Below are 23272 nucleotides of genomic sequence, written 5' to 3'. Positions count from 1 at the left end.
CGCCCCCCCATCCGCCGACGGTGGGGTGGTTATGGTCGCGGACTCACCACCCCCCCGCGCCCGGGGGGGGGGGTGTTGGGGGGGGGGGGGGGGGGGGGGTGGGGGGGGGGGGGGGGGGGGGGGGCGGGGGGGGGGGGGGGGGGGGGGCCCCCCCCCCCCCCCCCGCCTCCAGGGGGTGTCACCTGGTTACTTCGACCACTTCCACTGGGCCGGGTGGAAGTTGGCGAGCGAGTCCTGGTCGAACCCGGTCAGCCCCTTCTTGACGACCGAGATCTGGTAGTCCGGGCTCGGCAGCCAGATCACGGGCAGGTCCTTCGCGACCGCGGCGCTGTAGTCCTGCACGGCGGTGGCGTCGGGCGATGTGGTGGTCGCGTCGATGAGGGCGTCCACCTGCTCGTTGGAGTAGCTGCCGAAGTTCGCCGAACCACCGGTCGAGAAGAGCGACTCACCGGTCGGGTACGCCGGGAAGTACCAGCTGCCCGCGGTGCCGAAGAAGGACAGGTCCCACTTGCAGCTCGCCTCGTCGGACGTGCAGGTCGGGGTCTGCGACAGGACGCTCGACACCGGCGCGGTCTTGATGGTGAACCCGATGCCGGTCTTCGCGAGCGAGGACTGGATGGCACTCATCATGTTGTCGGTCACGGTCGAGCCGGACTGCGACAGCACCTGCATGGTGAACTTCGTGCCCTTCGCGACGCCGTCGCCGCACTGGCTGTCGGACGTGCCGGGGTCGGTGCAGACCATCGTGCCGCCCTGCTCCGACCAGCCGTGGCTGGTCAGCAGGTCCTTGGCCTTCGACGTGCTGAAGGGGTAGGGGTTGTCCTTCTGGACGCTCGACACGTAGCCGGACTCCTGCGCCTGCGGGATCGGCCCGTAGGTCGACGTCGCGGTGCCGTTGAAGACGACCTTCGACAGCGACTTCTGGTCGATCGACATCTGCACGGCCTGGCGGGCGTACAGCTGCTTGAAGACGGCACCCATCGTCGGGTTGTTGAAGTTGTACGGCATGTACGTGATCGCCCAACCGGTCCACGGTTCGACGGAGTAGCCCTTCGACGTGAAGGACGACTTCTGGTCCATGTCGGTGGCGTTGATGTAGCCGTAGTCGACCTCGCCGGCGCGGACCGCGTTCACCTCGGCGTCGCTCGTGGTGAACGGCAGGAGGTTGACCGTCTTGATGGAGGGCTTCTCACCGCCGTCGTACTTCGTGTTCGCCGTCAGGGTGACCTTGCCGGCCGTGGTGAACGCGCTCACGCCGTACGGGCCGGAGATCGTCTTCCACAGGTCGTCGCTGGCGTAGTCGGAGATCTTGCCGGCCGCGGTGTTGAGGTACTTCCACACCGCCTTCGCCCCGGCGGTGGTCTCGTCCGCGTTCCCGACCGAACCGTTCGCGCTCGTCTTGTCCCAGGCGTGCTGGGGCAGCGGGATGATGTGGCTCAGCTGATTGGCGAGCATCCAGTCGGAGTTGTACGCCTTGTCGAACGTGATCGTGAAGTGCGTGTCGTCGACCGTCTTGAAGGAGGTCCAGTTGTCCGGGGCCTTGCCCTCGGAGTACGAGCCCCACTGGTCCTTGTTCGCCTTGATCAGGTTGAACCAGAAGGCGACGTCGCGGCTCGTGATCGGCTTGCCGTCGGACCAGTGCCGGTCACCGAGGGTGACCGTGGCGCTCTTCGAGTCGGACGCGAACGAGACGTCGGTCGCGACGGAGCCGGCCTTGTTCCACGCGATCTTGCCCGTGGAGCCGTCGTACGCGATGAGCGGCTCGTAGAGCGACTGTGCGATCGAGCCGTTGTTCGTGTTGAGGTGCGCCGCGGTGCCGATCGGGAGGATCCAGTTCGGGGTGAAGTTGGCGGGCAGCGCGTAGTTGATCGCGTCGGAGTCCGAACCGGAGGAGGCGTTGCCGCCCCCGGAACATCCGGCGAGCAGGGCGCTCACAGCGATCGCAGCTCCGGTGAGGAGCGCCCAGCGACGGGGCTTGGACATGCGGTGTCTCCTTGTGCGAGGGACTTCGGGGAGGTTGGTGCACGGGTGCCGATCGGCACGCGGACAGTCAATGGCCAAACGCATTGGAAAAACAAACATCTCGATGTAAAAACTGCGTTACTGCGGATCGGACGAAAGGGTCGACCGCCCATTCCGCCCCCTAGGCTCGGCTTCGATCGGGGTTCCGATCGTGTTCCGCCCGGATTGGAGAAAGTCGTGCCGGACCTCAGCGCCCGTGTCCTCGAGCTCATCGCCTCCGGACAGGCCTCCAGTCGCACCGAGATCGCCGACCTGCTCGGTGCCGCTCCCTCGACCGTCTCGCACGTGGTGTCGCAGCTGCTGTCGCACGGGCTCCTGGCGGAGGAGGGCACCGACACCTCGACCGGCGGACGGCCCCGGAAGGTGCTCCGCATCGGCGGCGTCGACGAGTACGCGGTCGCCGCGGACGTCGGCGGCGGTCACGCGCGCATCGGCGTGGTGCTGCCGGGAGGCGCGCTCGAGTCGGTCGCGAACGTCCCGTTCGCGCTCTCCGAGGGGCCGACCGCAGGGCTGCAACGTCTGGCCGGCTTGCTCGAGCGCCTCGCCGACGAGCGTGGTCGGGAGGGCCTCCGCGGCGTCGGCCTGAGCCTGCCCGGGCCCGTCGACGTCGAGGCCGGCGTGGTGGACCTGCCGAGCCGGATGCCGGGGTGGAACGGGTTCCCGGTGGCGTCCTGGCTCTCCGAGCGCTTCGGCCTGCCCGCGATCGTGGACAACGACGCGAACTGCATGGCCGCGGGCGAGCAGACCGTGCACGACCCCGCTCGACGCCAGACGATCACCATCAAGGCCGGGTCGGCGATCGGCGCCGGGATCGTCATCGACGGCCGGCTCTACCGCGGGTCGACGGGTGCGGCGGGGGACATCACGCACGTGCGGATCGATGCAGCGGGCGACACCCCCTGCTCGTGCGGCAACACCGGGTGCCTGGAGACCGTGGCGTCCGGGGCCGCCCTCGTCCGGATCCTGTCGTCTGCCGGCGTCGACGTGACCTCGACCGCCGACGTGGTCCGGCTCGCGTCCGACGCGCACCCCGAGGCCACCCGTGCCGTGCGCCTGGCCGGCCGTTACCTGGGCGAGGTCCTCGCCGCCAACGTGAACTTCTTCAACCCGGACGCCGTCTACCTCGGCGGCATCCTGTCCACCCTCGACCCGTTCATCGCCGCCGTGCGGAGCCAGCTCTACGAGAGCTGCCACCCGCTCATGACGCAGCACCTCGCCATCGAGCCGGTGTCGCTCGGCGCCGACGCGGGTCTCGTCGGCGCCGGACAGTTCGCCCTGCAGCGCGGCCTCGCCGCCTCGCTCGAGCAACTGTCCGCCCCGATCCCGCAGTCCACCACCAGGAACAGGAGCGTCCGTGTCTGACCACCTCCCCGCAGCCCCCGCCACCCGTCGTCCGGTCATCGCCATCGCGGGCCTCGCCATCGAGACCTCGACGTTCACCCCGACCAGGACCCTCGCCCCGGCGTTCCACCCGGACCGCGGGGACGAGGTCGTGGCGCGGTACCCGTTCCTGTCCTCGATGGACGCGGACTTCCGCGGGGCGCTCATCGGCCACTCCCTGCCCGGCGGGATCGTGGCGCGCGAGGCGTACGAGGAGCTCGCCGACGAGATCGTGACCCGGTTGCAGGCGATCGTCGACGCCGAGCACGTGGACGGCCTCTGGTACGACATCCACGGCGCGATGGTCGTCGAGGGGCTGGACGACGCCGAGACCGACCTGCTCGGCCGCATCCGCGCGGTGATCGGCCCTGACGTCATCGTGTCGGCGTCGATGGACCTGCACGGGAACGTCACGCGCGAGCTCGCCCACCAGGTCGACCTCGTCACCTGCTACCGGATGGCCCCGCACGAGGACGCCCTCGAGACGAAGGAGCGCGCCGTCCGGAACCTGGTCGACGTGCTCACCACCCGTCCGGTCGGAGCGCAGCGTCCCGTGAAGGCGTGGATCCCGATCCCCGTGCTCCTGCCCGGCGAGCAGACCTCCACCCGCATCGAGCCGGCGGCGTCGCTGTACGCGCAGGTGCCGCAGGTCGAAGCCACCGAGGGCGTCCTCGACGCCGCGATCTGGGTCGGCTACGCCTGGGCGGACCAGCCCCGCGACCGAGCGGTCACGGTCGTCACCGGCTGGGACCGGGCCACCGTCGCGGCCGGCGCCGAACGACTGGCCCACGCGTTCTGGGACGTCCGCGAGGACTTCGTGTTCGTCGCGCCGACGGGCTCCTTCGACGAGTGCCTCACCGCCGCGCTCGCACCGGGCGCCGCGCGGCCGTACTTCGTCTCCGACTCGGGCGACAACCCGACGGCCGGCGGGTCCGGCGACATGACGTGGGGGCTGACCCAGGTGCTGGCCGACCCGCGGTTCGCGGCAGCGGACGGCCCGACCGTGATCTACGCCAGCGTGCCCGGCGCCGAAGCGGTGGCCGCAGCCGTCGAGGCCGGCATCGGGGCGACCGTCACCGTGACCGCCGGGGCGACGGTCGACGCCGTCCACGCCGGACCGATCACGATGACCGGCCGGGTGCACGCGATCAAGCACGGCGACCGCGACGCCGAGACCGAGGTCGTGCTGCAGGTCGGCAGCGTGTTCGCGATCCTGACGAAGCTCCGGAAGCCGTACCACCACGAGCACGACTTCACCGACCTCGACCTCGCCCCGCGCGAGGCCGACGTCGTCATCGTGAAGATCGGGTACCTCGAGCCGGAGCTGTTCGACATGGCCGCCGACTGGATGCTCGCACTCACCCCGGGTGGCGTGGACCAGGACCTCGAGCGACTCGGGCACCACAGGATCGAACGCCCCCTGTTCCCCTACGATCGAGTGTTCCCCGAGGCACCGGACCTGACCGCCAGGATCATCCCGGCCTCGGACCAGCCACTCGGAGACCCTGCATGAGCACGACCGCCGCACTCGAGATCGCCGTCACCTCCCCTGCGGGCGCGATCGTCGCACGTGACGGCGGTGCCGACCGGGTCGAGCTCTGCGTCGGTCTCGAGCTCGGCGGCCTCACCCCGTCGCAGGCGCTCGTCGAGGCCACCCACGAGACCGGCATCCCCGCGCACGCCCTGGTCCGCGGCCGCCCCGGTGGCTTCGTCTACGACGACGACGAGATCGACCTCATGGTGCGCGAGGCCCGCGCGGTCCTCCGCTCGGGCGCGGCCGGTGTCGTCGTCGGTGCCCTCCGCCCGGACGGTTCGCTCGACGTCGACGTGCTCGCCCGGTTCGTGGACGCTGCACGGTCCGTCAGCGCCGCCGCCGAGGTCACGCTGCACCGCGCGATCGACCACGCGGCGGACCCCGTCGCCGCCGTCGCGACGCTCGAGGGGCTCGGGTTCACCCGGGTCCTGACCTCCGGCGCAGCCCCCACCGCGGTCGCCGGTGCAGCCACGATCACGCGCATGGTCGCCGCGGCCGGTGCCGTGCAGGTGATGGCCGGTGCCGGCGTCACCCCCGCGGACGTCCCCGCGCTCGTCGCGACCGGGGCCGCCGCCGTGCACCTGTCGGCGAAGCGTCCGGCGCCGGGCAGCGCACACGCCGGCGTCCCGATGGGCGGAGCCGACGACGGCTCCGCGCACTTCCTGACCGACCTCGACGTCGTGCGCGCAGCACGCGCGGCGCTCGACGCCTGACGCGACCACAACGCCCGACGCGACCACACGGACGACTGGAGGCGCGGTGCCAGCCGACACCGCGCCTCCAGTCCGTCACACGGTCGCGTCACGCGACCGCAGCCGACTCAGTCAGCCGCGTCCAGGACCGCCTGCGCCTTCTTCTCGGCGTTGGCGAGCGCGTCCTCCGGGCTCTCCTTCAGGAGCATCGCCTTCTCGAGCTCCTTCGACAGCGCCTCGCTGACCTCGCCGTAGGCGACGATCGACGGCCGCGACTTCGCGTAGGCGAGTTCGTCCGCGAACGCCTTGATCCGCGGGTTGTCGGCGAGGTGCTTCTTCCAGGTGGCGTCGTCGTTCGTCGCCGTGTTCGCGGGCAGCAGGCCGGTCGCGATGTCCCACTTGGCCTCGACCTCGGGGCTCAGCCACCACTGCATGAAGTCCCACGACGCGTCCTTCTCGGCCTTCGAGCCGTCGAGCAGGTACGAGTTGTTCGTGCCGAGGTTCGCCGCGTTCTGCTCGATGCCGGGCAGGGCGAAGACGCCGACGTTCTCCTTGCCGAGTGCCTCGTCGAGCGTGCCGAGGTCGTACGCACCGGTGATCGCCATCGCCGCCTTCTTCGCGGTGAGGGCAGGCGTGCCACCGTTCGACGTCGACGTCATGAGCGACTGCGGGTAGGCGCTGCCGTCCTCGAGCATGTCGGTCCAGGACTTCAGGGCCTTCACGCCGGCGTCGCTGTTGAACTCGACCTTGGTGTTGTCCTCGTTCATGAACTCCCCGCCGGCGCTCCAGAGCATCGACTGGTACGTGAACACGGGCCACTCACCGGTCCCGATCGGCAGGTACATGCCGTACTGCGTGGTGCCCTTGGTGAGTTTCTTCGCGTCCGCCTGCAGTTCCGCCCAGGTGGTCGGGGTGTCGGTGATCCCGGCTTCCTTGAACATCTGCTTGTTGTAGACGACGGCGTAGTCGCCGATGTCCGTGGGGAGCGTGTACGTCTTGCCCTCGAACTTGCCGGTGGCGAGCATGCCCTCGGTGAAGCTCTTCGTGGTGATCGACGAGTCGGAGTCGGACAGGTAGTCGTCGAGCGGGACGACCTTGCCGGTCTCGACGACCTGGCCGATCTTCTGCGGCGTGCTGTCGCCGAGCACCATGTTCGGGCCGGTGTCGTTCTTCAGCGCGTTGATGAGCTTCGCGTCGAACTGGTCGCTCTGGGCCGCGTACTGGGCTGTGACCTCGATCTTGTCCTGGGAGTCGTTGTACTCCTGGATGAGCTTCTTGGCCTCGGTGGCCTGGTCGCCCGTGTAGTTGTGCCAGACGGTGATCTGGGTCTTGCCGCCGGAGTCACCGCTGTTCCCGGTGACCGAACCGCCGGAACAGGCCGACAGGGTGACGGCGACGCCGATGGCGAGTGCTGCCACGCCGAGCATTCGTGATCGCATGGGTTGTCCTTTCCGGACCTGGGGTGAAGGTGGAGCGTCGGTTTCTCAGCGCAGACCGCCGGCCATGGCCGACACGATCTGCTTCTGGAAGATCAGGAACACGATGAAGACCGGCAGGATCGCCAGGGTCGAGCCGGCCATGAGCAGGTTGAAGCTCTCGGCGGCGTTCGCGGACTGCAGCTGGGTGAGGCCGACCGACACCGTGAAGAACTCGGTCTTCGTGGCGACCAGGAACTGGAAGAAGAAGTTGTTCCAGTTGTAGACGAACGACAGGACCGCGAACGACCCGATCATCGGCGTCGCCATCGGTGCCACGACCGACCACATCCGCCGCCAGACGCCGGCGCCGTCGACCCGGCTCGCGTCCTCGATCTCCGCCGGGAACGAGGTGAAGAACTGCCGGAACAGGAACACCCCGAGGATCGACGGGATGTTCGGGACGATGAGGCCCTGGTAGCTGTCGAGCCAGCCGAGCGACGAGAGCAGGCTGACGAGCGGCGTGAAGACGACCTCGAACGGCACGAGCAGTGCGGCGAGCAGGATGACGAACACGACGTTCTTGCCCGGGAAGTGCAGGCGGGAGAACGCGAAGCCCGCCGCGAGGCTGGTGATGATCTGCCCGGCCGTGGTGAGCACCGCGACGATGGTCGAGTTGAGGTAGTAGATGCCGAACGGGGCGACGTCGAACACCTTCGTGTAGTTGTCGAACCGCCACTCGCGCGGCAGGAAGCTCGGCGGGAAGGCGAGCGCCTCGGCGGAGGACTTGAAGCTCGTCAGCACCATCCAGAGGAACGGGCCGAAGAACAGCACGACCGCGACGATGAGGATCACGTGGCGGAGGACCGCCGGACTGGTCTTCCGCCAGCGGGCGCGGAACGGCCGCTTCCGACGGGGCACGGCCACCGTTCCGGTGGCGAGCTGCCTGGAGGCCCGTGGTGCGCCCGCGAAGGGCGCGTCGGCTTCGAAGTGGGTCACGTCGGTCTCCTAGGTGAGCTCGATCGGGTCGCGACGGTTGATGAACCGCAGCTGGATGACGGCGACGATGATGCCGACGAGGAGGAGGACGACGGCCGCAGCGCTCGCGGAGCCGCCGTGGAAGAAGACGAAGCCCTGCTGGTAGATGTAGTAGAGGATCGTCTCGGTCGACCCGAGCGGGCCGCCCTGGGTGAGGACGTAGACCTGGGTGAACACCTGCAGCGCACTGATCACGCCGGTCACCGCGAGGAACCCCGTGGTGGGGGCGACCAGCGGCAGCGAGATCGTGAAGAAGCGGCGGATCGGTCCCGCACCGTCGAGCGTCGCGGCCTCCATGTAGCTGGCCGGGATGTTCGTGAGGGCGGCGGAGTAGATGATCATCGCGTAGCCGACGCCCTGCCAGACCGAGAACACCATCACGCTCACGAGCGCCCAGGGCTCCGAGTTGAGGAAGCCGATCGGCGGCCCGCCGAGCGAGGTGATCACACCGTTCACCAGGCCGCCGAGGGGCGACAGGATGAAGCTGAAGATGAGCGCGCTGCCGACGATCGGGGCGATGTACGGCACGAAGAGCAGGGCGCGGTAGACCCCGCGTCCGCGGAACGGCTGGGCGAGGAGCGCGGCGAAGAAGAGCCCGAGGACCATCGTCACGGGGACGACGATCACCACGTACAGCGCGGTGTTGCCGGCGGCCTGCAGGAACTCGTCGTCCTGCAGGAGCCCCGCGAAGTTGGCGAGCCCGACGAAGTCCCCGGCCGCGCCGGTCGCGGGGTTCCAGTTCGTGAACGAGTACCCGACGGTCTGGACCAGTGGGTACAGGTAGAACAACGCCAGCAGGATGCTCGTCGGGGCGATCAGGGCGTAGCCCGCTCGGCCCTCCTTGCGCTCGAGTGACGAGCGGGGTGGTGCTGCCACAGCACTCGGCATGGTGCCTCCTTCGTTCTTCGTTGAACGCTAGGAATCATGTGTTTCCGGAAGATTACTCGTCGATGACGAAAAGTAAATAGTCATTTCTCGGCAGACTTCGTTCGACCATCGATGCAAGAGCGGGTTAGCATGACGCCATGAACCACCGCCTCTACCAGGACGCCGAGCCCGTCCCCGGGTCCGTCGGGGACGTCCTGCGCCTGATCCGCGGCGGCGGATCGTCCTCGCGGTCGGTGCTCGCCCGCACCACCGGTCTCGCGCCGTCCACCGTCGGGCTGCGCGTCGACGCGCTCGTCGACCTCGGGCTGGTGCACGAGGTCGGTGCCGAGGGGTCCCGCGGTGGACGCCGGGCCCGACGGCTCGAACTCGACGGCACCGCGGGGTTCGTCGCCGCGGCCGACCTCGGGGCGAACCACACCCGCGTCGTGCTGAGCGACCTCGCCGGCCGGACGCTCGCCGACTCGGACGACACCCGCGCCTCGGCGCCGCTCCCCCGTGACGACGGACCGGCCGGCGCCGTCGCCGAGCTGTGGCGGCGCTTCGAGACCCTCGCCGCGGAGTGCGGGCTGTCCATGGACGACTTCCAGGGCGCCGCCATCGGGGTCCCGGCACCGATCGCGTACCCGAGCGGGCGCATCGTCACCCCGAGCTTCGAACCGACCTGGCACGACGTCGCGCTCGGCTCCCTGTTCGCGTCGCACACCGATGCCCCCGTGCTCGTCGAGAACGACGCCAACCTCATCGCCCTCGCCGAACGGTCCGACACCGAACCACCGGAGCGGTCGAACCTCGTCGCGGTGAAGCTCGGCACCCGCATCGGCGGTGGCGTCATCGCCGGCGGACGGCTCCACCGCGGTGTCGGCGGCGCGGCGGGTGAGGTCTCGCACACCTCGGTGGACGGCACGTCCGTCATCGGGTGCACCTGCGGCGTGCCGAACTGCCTGGAGTCCGTGGCGTCGGCCGGTGCGATCATCGCCCGGCTCCGTGCCGCCGGACACGACGTCTCCACCACCGCGGACCTGCTCCGGCTCGGGGCCCAGGGCGATGCCGACGTCGTCGAGGAACTCCGCACCGCCGGGGCCCTGATCGGCCGGGTCCTCGCCGGGATCGCGAACTTCTTCAATCCTCGCGAGGTCGTGCTCGCCGGTGCCATGTCGGCGTCGCCACCGCTGGTCGCCGCGATCCGGAGCGAGCTGTACCGGATGTGCCTGCCCCTCGTGGCCGACGACCTCGACGTCCGGGCCAGCCGGGCGCCCCGCGATGCCGGTGTGCACGGCGGCGTGGTGCTCGCGCTCGACGAGGTCCTCGCTCCGACCCGGGTCGACGAACTCGTCCGCCGGGCCACGGCGTCCGACGACCGCACGGTGCGGAGCGCCTGATGGCCGTCGTCGCGGTGGACATCGGCGGCACCACCGTCAAGGGCGCGCTGTTCGACGCGGACGGCACCGTCCTCGACCGGGCCACCGTCCCGACCTTCCCCGTGGGCGCGACCGACCCGGGGCTGCCCGGCGGGGTCGCCCTCGCCGCCGTCACCGCCCTGGTGGACCAGCTCGCGGCGAGCGCAACCGCCTCGGGCCGGTCCCTCTCCGGCATCGGGCTCTGCTCCCCCGGACTCGTCGACGCCGAGCGCGGGCGGGTGGCCCTGGCCGTGAACCTCGGTTGGTCGGACGTCCCCGTCGCGGACCTCCTGGCCGACCGGTTCGGCGTGCCCGTCGCGCTCGACCACGACGCGCGTGCTGCCGCACGCGCCGAACGGGCGGCCCGCGGTGCCGCGGGACGGTCGGTCGACGAGTTCGTCTTCATCCCGATCGGCACGGGCATCGCGGCGACGATCGTCACCGGCGGCGCGATCGTGCACGGTGCCACGGGCGGCGCGGGCGAGTTCGGGCACGTGCCCGTCGTCCCCGGCGGCGAGCTCTGCACGTGCGGCCAGCGCGGCTGCGTCGAGGTGTACGCCTCCGCCGGCAACGTGCTGCGTCGCTACCGGGAGGCCGGCGGCTCCCTCGCCGCGAACACCCGCGAGGTCACCGAACTCGTCGGCACCGACCCCGTCGCCGACCGCGTGTGGCACGACGCCGTCGACGCCCTCGCCACCGGGGTCGTCATGCTCACCGCCGTCCTCGACCCGGACGCGATCGTCATCGGCGGCGGGCTCGGCGAGGCCGGTGAGCGGCTCCTCGGTCCGCTGCGCACGGCCGTCGCCGAACGCCTGCAGTGGCGGTCCGTGCCGGCGATCGAGCAGTCGCTCGTCGGTGCCGGCGCCGGACTCGCCGGTGCGGCCCTCCTCGTCAACTCCCCCGTCCACCACCCACCCGTGAAGGAACCCTGATGTCCGACACCTCCCCCCGGATCGGCCTCGTCGGCGCCGGCGGCATCGCCTACGCCCACATGCCGGGCCTGCTGCGACTCGGCTCCGTCGTCGTGTACGCGCAGGACGGCGCCCCGGAACTCGCCACGGCGTTCGCCTCCGCCGCCTCGGCCGCGGGGACCTCGATCACCGTCGTCGACTCGCTCGACGAGCTGCTCGCCGCCGTCGACCTGGTGGACGTCGTCACCCCGACGTTCGCGCACGCCGAGGTCGTCCGTGCCGCGCTCGCGGCCGGCAAGGACGTCGTGTCGGAGAAGCCGCTCGCCCGGACCGACGCCGACGCCGACGACCTGGCGGAGCGTGCTCGGGCCGCCGGCCGACAGCTGTACCCGGCCCACGTGGTGCGCTTCTTCCCCGCGTACGTGCGCCTCAAGGAGGCCGTCACCACGGGCCTCCTGGGCGACCTGGCGGTCCTGCGGTTCGTGCGCTCCGGGGCGTTCCCGACGCGCACGCCGTGGTTCGCGGACCGCGCGCTGTCCGGCGGCATCGTGATGGACCAGATGATCCACGACATCGACATCGCCCGCTGGGTCGCCGGCGAGGTCGTCCGGGTCTCCGCCGTCAGCGTGCGCGGCGGCACCGGCGCCGAACCGGTCGAGGCGGCGCACGTGCTGCTCACCCACGCGTCCGGGGCGATCAGCCACGTCGCGGGCATCTGGGGGCCGCAGCACCTCGGGTTCTCCACCGAGTACTCGGTCACCGGGACGCTCGGCAGCCTCTCGCACTCGTCGCGTGCGGAGCAGGACTACGTCGCCGACCTCGCGGCACCGGAGGCGCTGGACGGCTTCCTGCCGCAGGTCGACCCCGCCGACGACCCGTACGGCACGGAGCTGCAGGAGTTCGTCGCGGCGTTCGCCGGCGGGACCGTACCGCGGGTGACCGCCGAGGACGGTGTCGCAGCCGTCCGGATCGCGAACGCGGCGCTCGAGTCACTCGAGACCGGTCAGCCCGTCGACCTCGCCCCGACCACCACGGAGGTGCTCGCATGACCGACCTCAAGATCGCCGTGATGTCCTTCGCCCACACGCACGCCATCGGGTACCTCACCGCCCTGGCCGCGATGCCGGGCGTCGAGGTCCGCGGCTCCGACCCGGGCGGCGTCAGCACCGGGTCGTCGATCGTGGAGCTCCGCGGCGCCGACCTGGCCGCCACCCTCGGGGTCGACTACGTGGAGTCGTACGACGAACTGCTCGCCTGGGGCCCCGACGCCGTCGTCGTGACGAGCGAGAACGCCCGGCACCGCGAGCTCGTCGAGGCCGCTGCCGCAGCCGGCGCGCACGTCCTCTGCGAGAAGCCCCTCGCCACCACGTGGGAGGACGGCATCGCGATGCGCGACGCCGTCGAGGCCGCCGGCGTCATGCTCATGGTGGCGTTCCCGGTCCGCTTCGCCTCGGCGTTCGGGAAGCTCCGTGCCGCACACGAGTCCGGCGCCCTCGGGCAGCTCTTCTCGGTCCGCGGGGCGAACAACGGCATGCTCCCGCTCACGCGCTCCTGGTTCACCGAGCCCGAGCTCTCCGGCGGCGGCGCGCTCGTCGACCACGTCGTGCACATCGCGGACCTGCTCGAGGGCCTGATGGGGTCGGCTCCCGTGTCGGTCACGGCGGTCGCGAACCGGACCCTGCACGCCGGCCGGGCCAGCGCGGAGACCGCCGGCCTCGTGACGATCACCTACGAGAACGGCGTCGTCGCGGGCATCGACTGCTCGTGGAGCAAGCCCGACACGTCGCCGGTGTGGGGCGGCCTGACGCTCGACGTCGCCGGGACGGGCGGCACCGTGTCGCTGGACTTCTTCGGGCCGGCCGCGCGCGGGCTCGCCGCCGAGACCGGACTGCCGATCGAGTCCCGGTACGGCGCCGACCTCGACGAAGCGATGCTCCGCACCTTCCTCGACGCCGTCCGTACGGGCGAGCAGCCGCAGCCGGACGTGCACGTGGGGCTCCGGACGCTGTCGATCGTGCTCGCGGCGCAGGAGTCCGTCGCGAGCGGGAAGACCGTCGCCGTCGTCGGGGAGCACGCACCGGTCGACGCCTGACGGCACGTTCCGTCACCAGGGAATGGACCACCCCGGTGCCTGCTTGACGTCCGCATGACCTCGTCAGCAGCGCGCCGTGGGTGGCTCAGCGTCGTGTCCGTCGCACTCGGATCGTTCGTCCTCGTCCTGTCCGAGTTCCTCCCGATCGGGCTCCTCCCCGCGATCGCCCGCGACCTCGACGTCGGCATCGGCACCGCGGGGCTCATGGTCGTCGCGACCGGGCTCGTCGGTGCCGTCGCGGCCCCGGTCGTCACGGTCCTGACCTCCCGTCTCGACCGTCGCGTGGTGCTCGTGTCCCTGACGATCCTGCTCGTGGTCGCCGACGGGCTGGCCGCGATCGCGCCGAACTTCGCGGTGCTGCTCGTCGCCCGCATGCTGCTCGGCGTCGGCATCGGCGGCTTCTGGGCGATCGGCGCCGGGATCGCCGGCCGACTCGTCCGCCCCGAGGCCACCATCCGTGCCACCTCGCTCATCACCGCCGGCGTCTCCGTCGCGACCGTGGTGAGCCTGCCGCTCGGCGCCCTCGTGTCGTCGCTGGCGACCTGGCGGCTCGCGTTCGTGATCGGCGGCGTGCTCGGCCTCGTCGCCCTGGTGCTGCAGCTCGCGATGCTGCCGCGGATCCCGGCGCTCCAGCGGGTGCGGTTCGGCACCCTCGGGTCGCTGCTCCGCGTACCCCGGGCACGGGTAGGTCTCATCGCCGCCGCGTTCCTGTTCACCGCGCAGTTCGCCGCGTACACCTACGTGGCGCCGTACCTGCAGGACCTGGTCGGGGTCGGCCCGGACACGGTCACGCTCGCCCTGCTCGTGTTCGGCATCGCGGGCATCGTCGGGAACTTCACCGCCGGGTTCACGCTCGGCCGTACCGTGCTCGGGACCATCGGCGTCGCGAAGGTCGTCCTCGCCGCGTCGGTCGTGCTCCTCCCGTTGCTGGCGAACTCGGTCGTCGGCGTCTTCGTCCTGCTCGTGGTCTGGGGACTCGTCTGGGGTGCGCTCCCGCTCGGGATGCAGACCTGGATGTCCACGGCGTCGCCGGCCGGGTCCGAGACCGGCCTCGCGCTCTTCGTGACGACGATCCAGCTCGCGATCGCGGCCGGTTCGGTGCTCGGTGGGGTCGCGGTGTCGTCGTTCGGGCTCGCCGCGGACTTCTGGCTCGCGGGATCGGTCGCCGTGGTCGGCGCGGTGGTGCTCGTCTCGATGGGGCTGCGGCGGTCGAACGCCGTGCCGACGTCGGCGGCCCCCGCTGCGGTCCCCGAGACCACGCCGACGGGTTCCGTCGCGGTCGTCTGCCCCTAGGCCCCGAGCGCGAGGACCCGGTCGGCGGCGGCGATGGCCTCCGGGTCGTGCGCGGCGTGCACGACGACCGCGCCGGCGGCGGCCTCGTCGGCGAGCGCCGACACCACGAGCGCAGCCGATCCCGCGTCGACCCCCGCCGTCGGTTCGTCGACGAGCAGCACCCCGGCACACTGGGCGAGTCCGAGCGCCACGAGCGTGCGCTGCCGCTGACCGCCGGAGAGTTCGTCGAAGGGGCGGTCCGCCAGGTCCGCGATCGCCATCCGCTCGAGCTGCGCGTCCACGACCCTCCGGTCCGCGCGGCCGAGCGGTCGCCACCACCGGCGGTGCGGCCACCGCCCCATCGAGACGGTCGCCCGGACGGTGAGCGGGAGCGCGGTCGGCGGGACGGACTGGGTCACGTAGGCGAGACCGCGGTCGGCCTGGAGGCGCGACACCCGTCCGGCAGTCGGCTCCACCGCACCGGCGAGCACGTCGAGCAGCGTCGACTTGCCCGACCCGTTGGGTCCGGTCACCGCGGTCACCGCCCCCGACGGGAACGAGGCATCGAGGTCGTCGAGCACGGTCCGGTCGTCGCGTCGGACGACGAGTCCGATGACGTCGAGGGCGGGTGCGATCGGAGCGGGGAGCACCTGAGGACACTATCAGTATCGATAGTCATTTTCATGTAGCGTCTCGGACCGTGACCTGGCTGACCGACCCCTTCTCCGTCGACTTCATGCTCCGCGCCCTCGTCGGCGGCGGGCTCGCGGCGGTCCTCTGCGCCGTCGTCGGCACGTGGGTGGTGGTGCGCGGGATGGCGTTCCTCGGCGAGGCGCTCTCGCACGGCATGCTCCCCGGCGTCGCGGTCGCCACCCTGACCGGGATCCCGGCGGTGATCGGCGCCGCGATCAGCGCCGGCGTGATGGTGTTCGGCGTGGGAGCACTCCGCCGCCGGGCGCGACTGTCGTACGACACCTCGATCGGGCTGCTGTTCGTCGGCATGCTCGCCCTCGGCGTCATCATCGTCTCCGGCTCCCGGTCCTTCGCCACCGACGTGACGGCGATCCTCTTCGGGGACGTGCTGGCCGTCACCCGCGCGGACCTGGCCGGCCTCGGCGCCGCCGTGTTCGTCGCGCTCGCACTCGCCGCTGCGTTCCACCGCGCGTTCACGGCCACGGCGTTCGACGTGCGGAAGGCCGCGACGCTCGGCCTCCGACCACGCCTGGCCGAGGTCGTCCTGATCGCGCTCGTCACGCTCGCGGTCGTGGCGTCCTACCGGGCGGTCGGCACGCTCCTCGTGGTCGGCCTCCTGCTCGCCCCGGCGGCGGCGGCCCGGGTCTGGACGCGACACGTCGTCTCGACCATGGCGCTCGGTGCCGGCTTCGGCTGCGCCGCCGTCCTCGTCGGACTCCTCGTCTCCTGGCACGCGGGAACCGCGGCCGGCGCGAGCATCGCCGTCGTCGCGGTCGTCTCGGTCGCACTGTCGCGCGCCGTCGCCGCTGCCGTCCCCACGTCCGCGGCCGCCGGACGGCCGACCACACCGCCATCCGCAGCACCACCTCGAGAGGGAGCATGAACCCGACCACCAGCCGCGCACCCGCGCGCACCCTGACCGCCCTCGCCCTGGCCACCGGCATCGCACTCACTTCCGCGGCGTGCTCGTCCGAGCCGCGCCCCGCAGCCGATGACCCGGCCGACACCGCTCGTCCGCACGGCTACGTGGCGGGCGCGACCGAGTCCCAGGAGCCGCAGCTGCGCCTCCTGGCGGTCTCCGCGACCGGCGAGACGACCCTGCACGACCTCCTCACGGCGGACAGCACCGACCTCGACACGGTCGATGCCCCGGAGCACAGCGCGACCGACGGCCGGTTCCTGCTGACGAGCGACGACGACCGGACGACGGTCGTCGACGGCGGCGCCTGGACCGTCGACCACGGCGACCACACCCACTACTACGCGGCCGAGCCCCGTGTCGTCGGGACCCTCGACGGCGGCGGGCGTGTCGAGGTGCACTCCTCCGAGACCCTGACCGCCGTGACCTGGCCGGACCGAGGGGAGGCAGTCCTCCTCGACCGGTCGGCGCTCGGGCAGGGCGAGCTCGACGTCACCGTCCGACTCGACGCGGCCGTCCTCCTCCCCACCGCGGAGCACCTCATTGCGGCGTCCGACGACAGGGTCCGAGTGCTGTCCGCGGACGGGGAGGACGTACGCGCCGAGCAGCCGTGCCAGGACCCTGCCGGTGGCATCGTCACCCGGGCCGGCGCGGTCGTGGGTTGCGCGGACGGCGTGGTGATCGTCGACGACGAGGGCACGGCACGCACCGTCCCGCTGCCCGACACCGCCGCGGACGCGGTCCCGCGCGCCACCGCGTTCGCGGCGCGCGCCGGGCGCCCGACCGTCGCCGGGCTGGCCGGGGACACCGGCTTCTGGCTGCTGGACAGCCGCGAGGGAGCCTGGCGTCACGTCCCGACCGACCGGCCGCTCCGCGCGGTCGTCGCGGTGGACGACGCCGACGAGCACGTGGTCGGCGTCGACGACCAGGGTCGGGTGGTCGTGCACACGATGACGACCGGTGCCGTGGCGACGACCGACGCGCTCGTCGACGGTGCGGCCGGACCGCTCCTGCAGCTCGATGCGCAGCGCGCCTACCTGGCGGACCCGCAGGACGGCGTCGCGCACGAGATCGACTTCGCGGACGACGCCCGGGTGTCGCGCACGATCGAGCTCCCGGTGGCGCCGGCAGCCTTCGCGGAGGTCGGACTGTGACCCGGGCAACGCCGGCCTCCCGCACCGCTCGTGCCCTCGGCGTCGTGCTCGTCGCCGCAGTGTCCGCCGCGGGGCTGTCCGCCTGCGCACCGAGCACGGCCGACCGCCCGCTCGTCGCCGTGACGACGAACATCCTGGGGGACGTGGTCACCGAGGTCGTCGGGGACGCCGCCGAGGTGATGGTCCTGATGCCCGCCGGCGCCGATCCGCACTCGTTCGAGGTGTCCGCCAAGGAGGCCGCCCGGCTGCGGAGCGCCGACCTCGTCGTCGAGAACGGCCTCGGGCTCGAGGAGGGCGTCGCCCGCCACGTCGCGGCGGCCGCCGACGACGGCGTCCCGGTGTTCACCGCCGGCGACGCCATCGACGTACTGGAGTGGAGCACCGAGGACGACAGCGGCCCGGACCCGCACTTCTGGACCGACCCGGCACGGATGCTCGACGTGGTGGACGCGCTCGGCGACGAACTCGACGACGCCGGCATCGGGACGCCGGGCGCCACCGCCTACCGTGAGCGGCTCGGGGAGCTCGACGATGCGATGACGACGGCGTTCGCGACGCTGCCCGAGGACCGCCGTGCCCTCGTCACCAACCACCACGTGTTCGGGTACCTCGCTGAACGGTTCGGCTTCCGGGTCGTGGGCGCGGTCATCCCGAGCGGGACGACCCTGGCCTCACCGAGTGCGGCGGACCTCCGGGACCTCGCCGCGGCGATCGAGGAAGCCGGCGTGCCCACGATCTTCGCGGACGCGTCGCAACCTGCTCTGCTCGCCGAGGTGCTCGCCGAGGAGGTCGACGTGCACGTCGCGATCCGCCCCCTCGCGACCGAGTCCCTGACCGCGGAGGGGCCCGCCTCGACGTACCTCGGGATGATGCAGTCCAACACGGATGCGATCGTCGACGGCCTGTCGACTTCCAATTGAGAATGAGAATCAATACAGTTTGGACATGCACATGAAGAAGATCCTGCCCGTGGGACTCGTCGGCGCCGTCACGATGGCCCTGGCCGGGTGCTCGACGAGCCCCGCCGACGCCGAAGCGACCCGGACGAGCACCCCGTCCGCCGACGGCACGCGCATCACCCTGACCTACGACGGCGGCCTGCTCGTCCTCGACGAGGACCTGCGGGTCGTGTCCGACGACCCGATCGACGGCTTCACCCGCGTGAACCCCGCCGGCGACGGGCGCCACGTGCTCGTGACCGTCCCGGAGGGCTTCCGCGTGCTCGACACCGCCGCGGACCCCGCACTGACCGACGCGGTCTTCCCGGCCGACACCGGTGGGCACGCGGTCGTGCACGGCGACCGGACCGCCCTCTTCGCCGACGGAACCGGCGACGTCACCACGTTCGACAACACGGACCTCGACGGCGACGAGCTGCCCGAGACCACGACGACGAAGTCCGAGGCGGCGCACCACGGCGTCGCCATCGAGCTCGAGGACGGCACACTCCTCACCACGATCGGCACCGAGGAGAGCCGCTCCGGCGTCCGTGCCCTCGACGCCGACGGGGCAGAACTCGCCCGTTCCGAGGAGTGCCCGAACGTGCACGGCGAAGGCGCGGTCGAGGGCGAGGTCGCAGTCTTCGGCTGCACCGACGGCGCCCTGGTCTACCAGGACGGCGCGTTCGAGAAGATCGACGCCCCGACTGAGTACGGCCGCACCGGCAACCTCTTCACGACGGAGACGTCCCCCGTCGCCGTCGGGGACTACAACGACGACGAGGACAGCGAGGGATACCTGCTCCACCAGATCGCCCTCATCGACGCCGAAGCCGGCGAGTACACCGTCGCCGACATGCCGGACGGCGTCGGCTTCACCTTCCGCGACCTCGCCCGCGGCCCCGGTGACGAGGCCGTCGTCCTCGGCTCCGACGGCTCCCTGCACACCTTCGACGAGACCACCGGCGAACAGCTCGACTCGTTCCCCGTGATCGATGCGTGGGAGGGCCCGACCGAGTGGCAGGACGCCCACCCCGCCCTGAAGGTCGCGGGGGACGTCGCCTACGTCACCGACACCGCCGACCAGAAGATCCACGCCGTCGACCTGACCACCGGGAAGGTCATCGCCTCGAGCGACGAGCTGCCAGGCGTCCCGAACGAGATCGCCGTCGCGTAGTACCCCGACATCCGGACAGTGCGCCGCAGCCGCGCGGCGTACTGTCCGGTCCATGCCCGCTCTCACCGACACGTTCACCCTGTCCAACGGTCTGCACATCCCCAAGATCGGCTTCGGCACGTGGCAGATCCCGTCCGGCGACGACGCCTACGACGCCACGAAGACCGCCCTCGACCTCGGCTACCGCCACATCGACACCGCGCTCGCGTACGGCAACGAGGCGAGCGTCGGCCAGGCCGTCCGTGACAGCGGCGTCCCGCGCGACGAGGTCTTCATCACCACGAAGCTCCCCGCCGAGGTCAAGACCGCCGCCGGCGCACGCGAGGCCTTCGAGACCTCGAGCACGAACCTCGACCTCGGCGAGATCGACCTGTACCTCATCCACGCCCCCTGGCCGTGGGGCGACATCGGATCCGACCACCGCGACGGCAACGTCGAGGTCTGGAAGGTCTTCGAGGAGCTCTACGACGCCGGCCGGACGCGCTCGATCGGCGTCTCGAACTTCGAGGTCGCGGACCTCGAGGACCTGCTCGGCCGCGCCGACGTCGTCCCGCACGCCAACCAGATCCGCTGGTTCATCGGCAACACCCAGGACGCCACGACCGCGTTCGACCGCGAGCACGACATCCTCACCGAGGGCTACTCGCCGCTCGCCACGGGTGGGCTGCTCGAGAACGCCGAGATCCGCGAGATCGCGGCGAAGTACGACAAGTCCGTCGCCCAGGTCGCCATCCGGTACCTGCTCGAGCAGGACGTCCTGCCCCTGCCGAAGTCGACGACGCCGTCGCGCATCGCCGAGAACGCGGACGTCGACTTCGTGCTGTCCGCCGAGGACGTCGCCGCCCTCGACGCACTGCAGTACACCACCGACTGACGCCAGCGGGAACACGACACCCCCGTCGCCGGTTGCACCCCCTGGTGCCACAGCCAGCGGCACGACCCCAAGGAGGCCAGCATGACCACCACCGAAACCGCTATCCTCGCCGGCGGGTGCTTCTGGGGAGCGCAGCAGCTCCTCCGTCGCCGTCCCGGCGTCATCAGCACCCGCGTCGGCTACTCGGGCGGCGACACCCCGAACGCCACGTACCGCAACCACGGTGACCACGCCGAGGCCGTCGAGATCGTCTTCGACCCGTCCGTGATCTCGTACCGGGACCTGCTGGAGTTCTTCTTCCAGATCCACGACCCGTCGACGAAGGACCGGCAGGGCAACGACGTCGGCCGCAGCTACCGCTCGGCGATCTTCTTCACCTCGCCGGAGCAGGAGCAGGTCGCTCGCGACACCATCGCGGACGTCGACGCCTCGGGCATCTGGCCGGGCAAGGTCGTCACCGAGGTCGAGCCCGCGGGCGACTTCTGGGAGGCCGAGGAGGAGCACCAGGACTACCTCGAGAAGTACCCCGCCGGGTACACCTGCCACTTCGTGCGCCCGGGGTGGAAGCTCCCGCACCGCGACGAGGCGACCGCAGCGGTCTGATGGTGACCCAGTAGCGGACTGGAGGTGGGCCCCAACCGCCGGTACCGGCGCGCCGCGCCAGCGGGGCGCCGGCCGTGACGGGAGGGACGGTGCCAGCTGGCACCGCGCCTCCAGTCCGTCACGGAGTCACCTCCACCGCGTCACCCGGCTCAGCCGCGCGGCACCAGCGCGTCGATGGCCGTGAGCTCCTCGTCGGTGAGCGGGGCACCCGCGAGCGAGTCGAGCGTGCCGTCCAGCTGGCGGACGCTCGAGGCCCCGACCAACGCGGACGTGACCGCCTCCTGCCGGAGCACCCACGTGATCGCGAGCTGCGCGAGCGTCTGCCCGCGCGCCGCGGCGATGTCGTTCAGCGCACGCGCCGTCGTCAGGTACTCGTCGTCGATCCGGTCCGCGCCGAACCAGCGGCCCTCGGCCGCACGCGACCCGACCGGCACCGAGCCGTCGAGGTACCGGTCCGTCAGCAGCCCGCCGGCCAGCGGCGAGAACACGATCGCGCCGGTCCCGAGGCGGAGCAGCTCGTCGAAGAGGCCGTCCTCGGGGACCCGGTCGAACATGTTGTAGCGCGGCTGGTGGATGAGCAGGCGGATGTTCTCGGCGGCGAGTGCCTCAGCGGCAGCGGCCGTCTGCGCCGGGTCGTAGTTCGAGATGCCGGCGTAGAGCGCCTTGCCCGAGCGGACCGCGGTCACGAGGGCGCTGACCGTCTCCTCGATGGGGGTCTCGGGGTCGGGGCGGTGCGAGTAGAACACGTCGACGTAGTCCAGCCCGAGGCGAGTGAGCGACTGGTCGAGCGAGGCGAGCATGTACTTGCGCGAGCCCCAGTTGCCGTACGGTCCGGGCCACATGTCGTAGCCGGCCTTCGTCGACACCACGATCTCGTCACGGAAGGGGCGGAGGTCCGACTCGAGGATGCGCCCGAACTGCTCCTCGGCGGCTCCGGGCGGCGGACCGTAGTTGTTCGCGAGGTCGAAGTGGGTGATCCCGCGGTCGAACGCGTGCAGGACGATGTCGCGCTGCGTGGTGAGGGGGCGGTCGGCGCCGAAGTTGTTCCACAGCCCGAGCGAGATGCGCGGCAGCAGCAGGCCACTCCTCCCCACGCGCTGGTACGGGAGTCGCTCGTAGCGGTCGTCGGCGGGGCGGCGGACGTCAGGCATCGTTGCTCGATCCGGGTCGGGGACAGGCCGTCGTTGACGCTACCGTGCGGACGCCCCTCCGTGGCGCGGGTCCGGTTGAGTCAAGCCGTCAGGCGGTCATCCCTCCACATCCCGAGGAACGAGCGTCCTGCGTCCGGGGTGCGCCGAGGTTCGTCATGCTGGGTTGGTCGCGCCGGTGCCGCCTCGGCTTCTTCAGAGGGGCCCGCTCTCAGTTCAGACTTCGGTGCATCCGGTCGGGTTCTTCGGGTGCGGTCCACGTATCCGTCTCGCGGGAGATGCCTTGCGCCGTAGATCGAGAAGCGGCCCCCACGCTTCTGGCCAGCTATGATCGCCCCGCTTGAGGAAGAGCTCCGCCGCAGGATCGGCCTCGTCTTCGCACAACCATGTGCCATAGCCAGCTGCAGCGCGGTCTCCGTCGGCATTCTTCGATTGGGCCGCTTGCAGCATCATTTCGCGGCCTTTTTCGCGATCCCCGTCGTCCTCGTGCACGTACCAGGCCTCTTGGTCAAGAGACTTCACATAACCCCGATTCATCAGCCAACGGTGGACCTGGCGGGCAGCCTCGTGCTCGCCCTGCCGAGATCTCAGCTGGGCAAGAGCGAGCTCTGCGTCACTATCACCCAACGCTGCCCCCTCGCTGAAAGCTTTGATGCGCGCACCTTTTGCGATCACCATTGAATTCGCCAACGCTTGACCCATCGGCGCTTGCCGCCCCACGCCAATATCGACATCGAAGGGGTTGCTAACGTCGTCCGTTCGCGCTGACGACCACTGGAGCCCGCTTCTGCCCAGACTTCAATTCAATTGAATCAGCATAATGATGGGCATGGCAACGATGCAATGGCGATAAACAATGTCGTCGGGATACCGATGAAGCCAATCATGGCTGCGGCAGCCGGGGCCCAAAAGGACAATTTTTGCTTTCGAATAAGCAGTAGTGCAGAAATGCCCGCTGCTAAAAGTAGGATAAGTTGAGCTACTATTAGCCAACCGGGCAGCTCGAGGTAAACGTCGCCCACATATTCTTTCCAATTTTGCTGAAGGAGTATCAGCAGTGGCACCACTGCCATACCGATCAATTCGAGCGCGGAACTGACGATAGTGTCGGCTCTGGGAGGTGTT

The 23272-nt window shown here is 70.9% G+C and carries 21 protein-coding genes; 14 read left to right on the top strand and 7 right to left on the bottom strand.

Going from position 1 to position 23272, the window contains the following annotated elements; translation table 11 throughout:
* Positions 1 to 186: 186 nt before the first annotated feature.
* Positions 187 to 1983, bottom strand: a complete 1797-nt coding sequence (locus ABIC61_RS12555) for a peptide ABC transporter substrate-binding protein (RefSeq protein WP_354030167.1) — start codon at positions 1981 to 1983, stop codon at positions 187 to 189.
* Positions 1984 to 2199: 216 nt separating this feature from the next.
* On the opposite strand from ABIC61_RS12555, the gene ABIC61_RS12550 reads away from it, so the two are divergent.
* Genes ABIC61_RS12550 through ABIC61_RS12540 form a run of 3 tightly spaced genes read left to right on the top strand, consistent with a single transcriptional unit; the run spans position 2200 to position 5649 of the window.
* Positions 2200 to 3384, top strand: coding sequence for an ROK family transcriptional regulator (locus ABIC61_RS12550; protein ID WP_144756744.1), 1185 nt, complete (start codon positions 2200 to 2202; stop codon positions 3382 to 3384).
* Positions 3377 to 4915: a M81 family metallopeptidase gene (locus ABIC61_RS12545; protein WP_354030166.1), complete on the top strand. Its 1539-nt coding sequence runs from the start codon at positions 3377 to 3379 to the stop codon at positions 4913 to 4915. Before ABIC61_RS12550 ends, ABIC61_RS12545 begins: the two co-directional genes overlap by 8 nt.
* Positions 4912 to 5649 carry a copper homeostasis protein CutC gene (locus ABIC61_RS12540; protein ID WP_354030165.1) on the top strand — a complete coding sequence of 246 codons (738 nt, stop codon included), beginning with the start codon at positions 4912 to 4914 and terminating at the stop codon, positions 5647 to 5649. The genes ABIC61_RS12545 and ABIC61_RS12540 overlap by 4 nt, the downstream gene beginning before the upstream one ends.
* 107 nt (positions 5650 to 5756) lie before the next feature.
* Here the strand turns inward: ABIC61_RS12540 and ABIC61_RS12535 are convergent, their stop codons facing one another.
* From ABIC61_RS12535 to ABIC61_RS12525, 3 genes are read right to left on the bottom strand one after another with little or no spacing between them, the layout of a single operon-like run.
* Positions 5757 to 7067: an ABC transporter substrate-binding protein gene (locus ABIC61_RS12535; RefSeq protein ID WP_144756750.1), complete on the bottom strand. Its 1311-nt coding sequence runs from the start codon at positions 7065 to 7067 to the stop codon at positions 5757 to 5759.
* 45 nt (positions 7068 to 7112) lie between these two features.
* Positions 7113 to 8042, bottom strand: coding sequence for a carbohydrate ABC transporter permease (locus tag ABIC61_RS12530; protein WP_144756752.1), 930 nt, complete (start codon positions 8040 to 8042; stop codon positions 7113 to 7115).
* A gap of 9 nt (positions 8043 to 8051) precedes the next feature.
* Positions 8052 to 8969, bottom strand: a complete 918-nt coding sequence (locus ABIC61_RS12525; protein ID WP_144756754.1) for a carbohydrate ABC transporter permease — start codon at positions 8967 to 8969, stop codon at positions 8052 to 8054.
* Positions 8970 to 9106: 137 nt separating this feature from the next.
* Here ABIC61_RS12525 and ABIC61_RS12520 point away from each other — a divergent pair, with 137 nt between their 5' ends.
* The 5 genes from ABIC61_RS12520 to ABIC61_RS12500 are packed head-to-tail and all read left to right on the top strand — an operon-like array spanning position 9107 to position 14662.
* Complete coding sequence (locus ABIC61_RS12520; RefSeq protein ID WP_354030164.1) at positions 9107 to 10348, top strand: ROK family transcriptional regulator; 1242 nt, start codon at positions 9107 to 9109, stop codon at positions 10346 to 10348.
* Complete coding sequence (locus ABIC61_RS12515) at positions 10348 to 11298, top strand: ROK family protein (protein WP_354030163.1); 951 nt, start codon at positions 10348 to 10350, stop codon at positions 11296 to 11298. Before ABIC61_RS12520 ends, ABIC61_RS12515 begins: the two co-directional genes overlap by 1 nt.
* Positions 11298 to 12326: a Gfo/Idh/MocA family protein gene (locus ABIC61_RS12510; RefSeq protein WP_354030162.1), complete on the top strand. Its 1029-nt coding sequence runs from the start codon at positions 11298 to 11300 to the stop codon at positions 12324 to 12326. Before ABIC61_RS12515 ends, ABIC61_RS12510 begins: the two co-directional genes overlap by 1 nt.
* Positions 12323 to 13369 (top strand): Gfo/Idh/MocA family protein, encoded by a 1047-nt coding sequence (locus tag ABIC61_RS12505; protein WP_354030161.1) that lies wholly within the window; start codon positions 12323 to 12325, stop codon positions 13367 to 13369. Before ABIC61_RS12510 ends, ABIC61_RS12505 begins: the two co-directional genes overlap by 4 nt.
* A 54-nt stretch (positions 13370 to 13423) precedes the next feature.
* On the top strand, positions 13424 to 14662 hold the full coding sequence (locus ABIC61_RS12500; protein WP_354030160.1) for an MFS transporter: 1239 nt from the start codon (positions 13424 to 13426) through the stop codon (positions 14660 to 14662).
* Here the strand turns inward: ABIC61_RS12500 and aztA are convergent.
* Positions 14659 to 15291, bottom strand: coding sequence for a zinc ABC transporter ATP-binding protein AztA (aztA, locus tag ABIC61_RS12495; protein WP_354030159.1), 633 nt, complete (start codon positions 15289 to 15291; stop codon positions 14659 to 14661). The genes ABIC61_RS12500 and aztA overlap by 4 nt on opposite strands.
* A 50-nt stretch (positions 15292 to 15341) precedes the next feature.
* On the opposite strand from aztA, the gene aztB reads away from it, so the two are divergent.
* The 6 genes from aztB (at position 15342) to msrA (ending at position 20999) form a co-directional block, all read left to right on the top strand.
* Positions 15342 to 16217, top strand: coding sequence for a zinc ABC transporter permease AztB (gene aztB, locus ABIC61_RS12490; RefSeq protein ID WP_354030158.1), 876 nt, complete (start codon positions 15342 to 15344; stop codon positions 16215 to 16217).
* Positions 16214 to 17407 (top strand): ABC transporter, encoded by a 1194-nt coding sequence (locus ABIC61_RS12485; protein ID WP_354030157.1) that lies wholly within the window; start codon positions 16214 to 16216, stop codon positions 17405 to 17407. The genes aztB and ABIC61_RS12485 overlap by 4 nt, the downstream gene beginning before the upstream one ends.
* Positions 17404 to 18327 (top strand): metal ABC transporter solute-binding protein, Zn/Mn family, encoded by a 924-nt coding sequence (locus ABIC61_RS12480; RefSeq protein WP_354030156.1) that lies wholly within the window; start codon positions 17404 to 17406, stop codon positions 18325 to 18327. The genes ABIC61_RS12485 and ABIC61_RS12480 overlap by 4 nt, the downstream gene beginning before the upstream one ends.
* Positions 18328 to 18352: 25 nt before the next feature.
* On the top strand, positions 18353 to 19522 hold the full coding sequence (locus ABIC61_RS12475) for a hypothetical protein (protein WP_354030155.1): 1170 nt from the start codon (positions 18353 to 18355) through the stop codon (positions 19520 to 19522).
* 52 nt (positions 19523 to 19574) lie between these two features.
* Positions 19575 to 20396, top strand: a complete 822-nt coding sequence (locus tag ABIC61_RS12470) for an aldo/keto reductase (protein WP_354030154.1) — start codon at positions 19575 to 19577, stop codon at positions 20394 to 20396.
* A gap of 81 nt (positions 20397 to 20477) precedes the next feature.
* On the top strand, positions 20478 to 20999 hold the full coding sequence (msrA, locus tag ABIC61_RS12465) for a peptide-methionine (S)-S-oxide reductase MsrA (RefSeq protein WP_354030153.1): 522 nt from the start codon (positions 20478 to 20480) through the stop codon (positions 20997 to 20999).
* Between the two features lie 149 nt (positions 21000 to 21148).
* Here the strand turns inward: msrA and ABIC61_RS12460 are convergent, their stop codons facing one another.
* Together ABIC61_RS12460 and ABIC61_RS12455 are read right to left on the bottom strand one after the other, a co-directional pair.
* Positions 21149 to 22150, bottom strand: a complete 1002-nt coding sequence (locus tag ABIC61_RS12460) for an aldo/keto reductase (RefSeq protein ID WP_354030152.1) — start codon at positions 22148 to 22150, stop codon at positions 21149 to 21151.
* 213 nt (positions 22151 to 22363) lie between these two features.
* Complete coding sequence (locus tag ABIC61_RS12455) at positions 22364 to 22825, bottom strand: hypothetical protein (protein WP_354030151.1); 462 nt, start codon at positions 22823 to 22825, stop codon at positions 22364 to 22366.
* Positions 22826 to 23272: the final 447 nt, after the last annotated feature.

It is taken from the genome of Curtobacterium sp. 1544 (assembly GCF_040544915.1).
GTDB classification, from domain to species: domain Bacteria; phylum Actinomycetota; class Actinomycetes; order Actinomycetales; family Microbacteriaceae; genus Curtobacterium; species Curtobacterium pusillum_C.
Note: the sequence above shows the minus strand (reverse complement) of the source record. Positions and strands in the feature narration are given on the sequence as shown.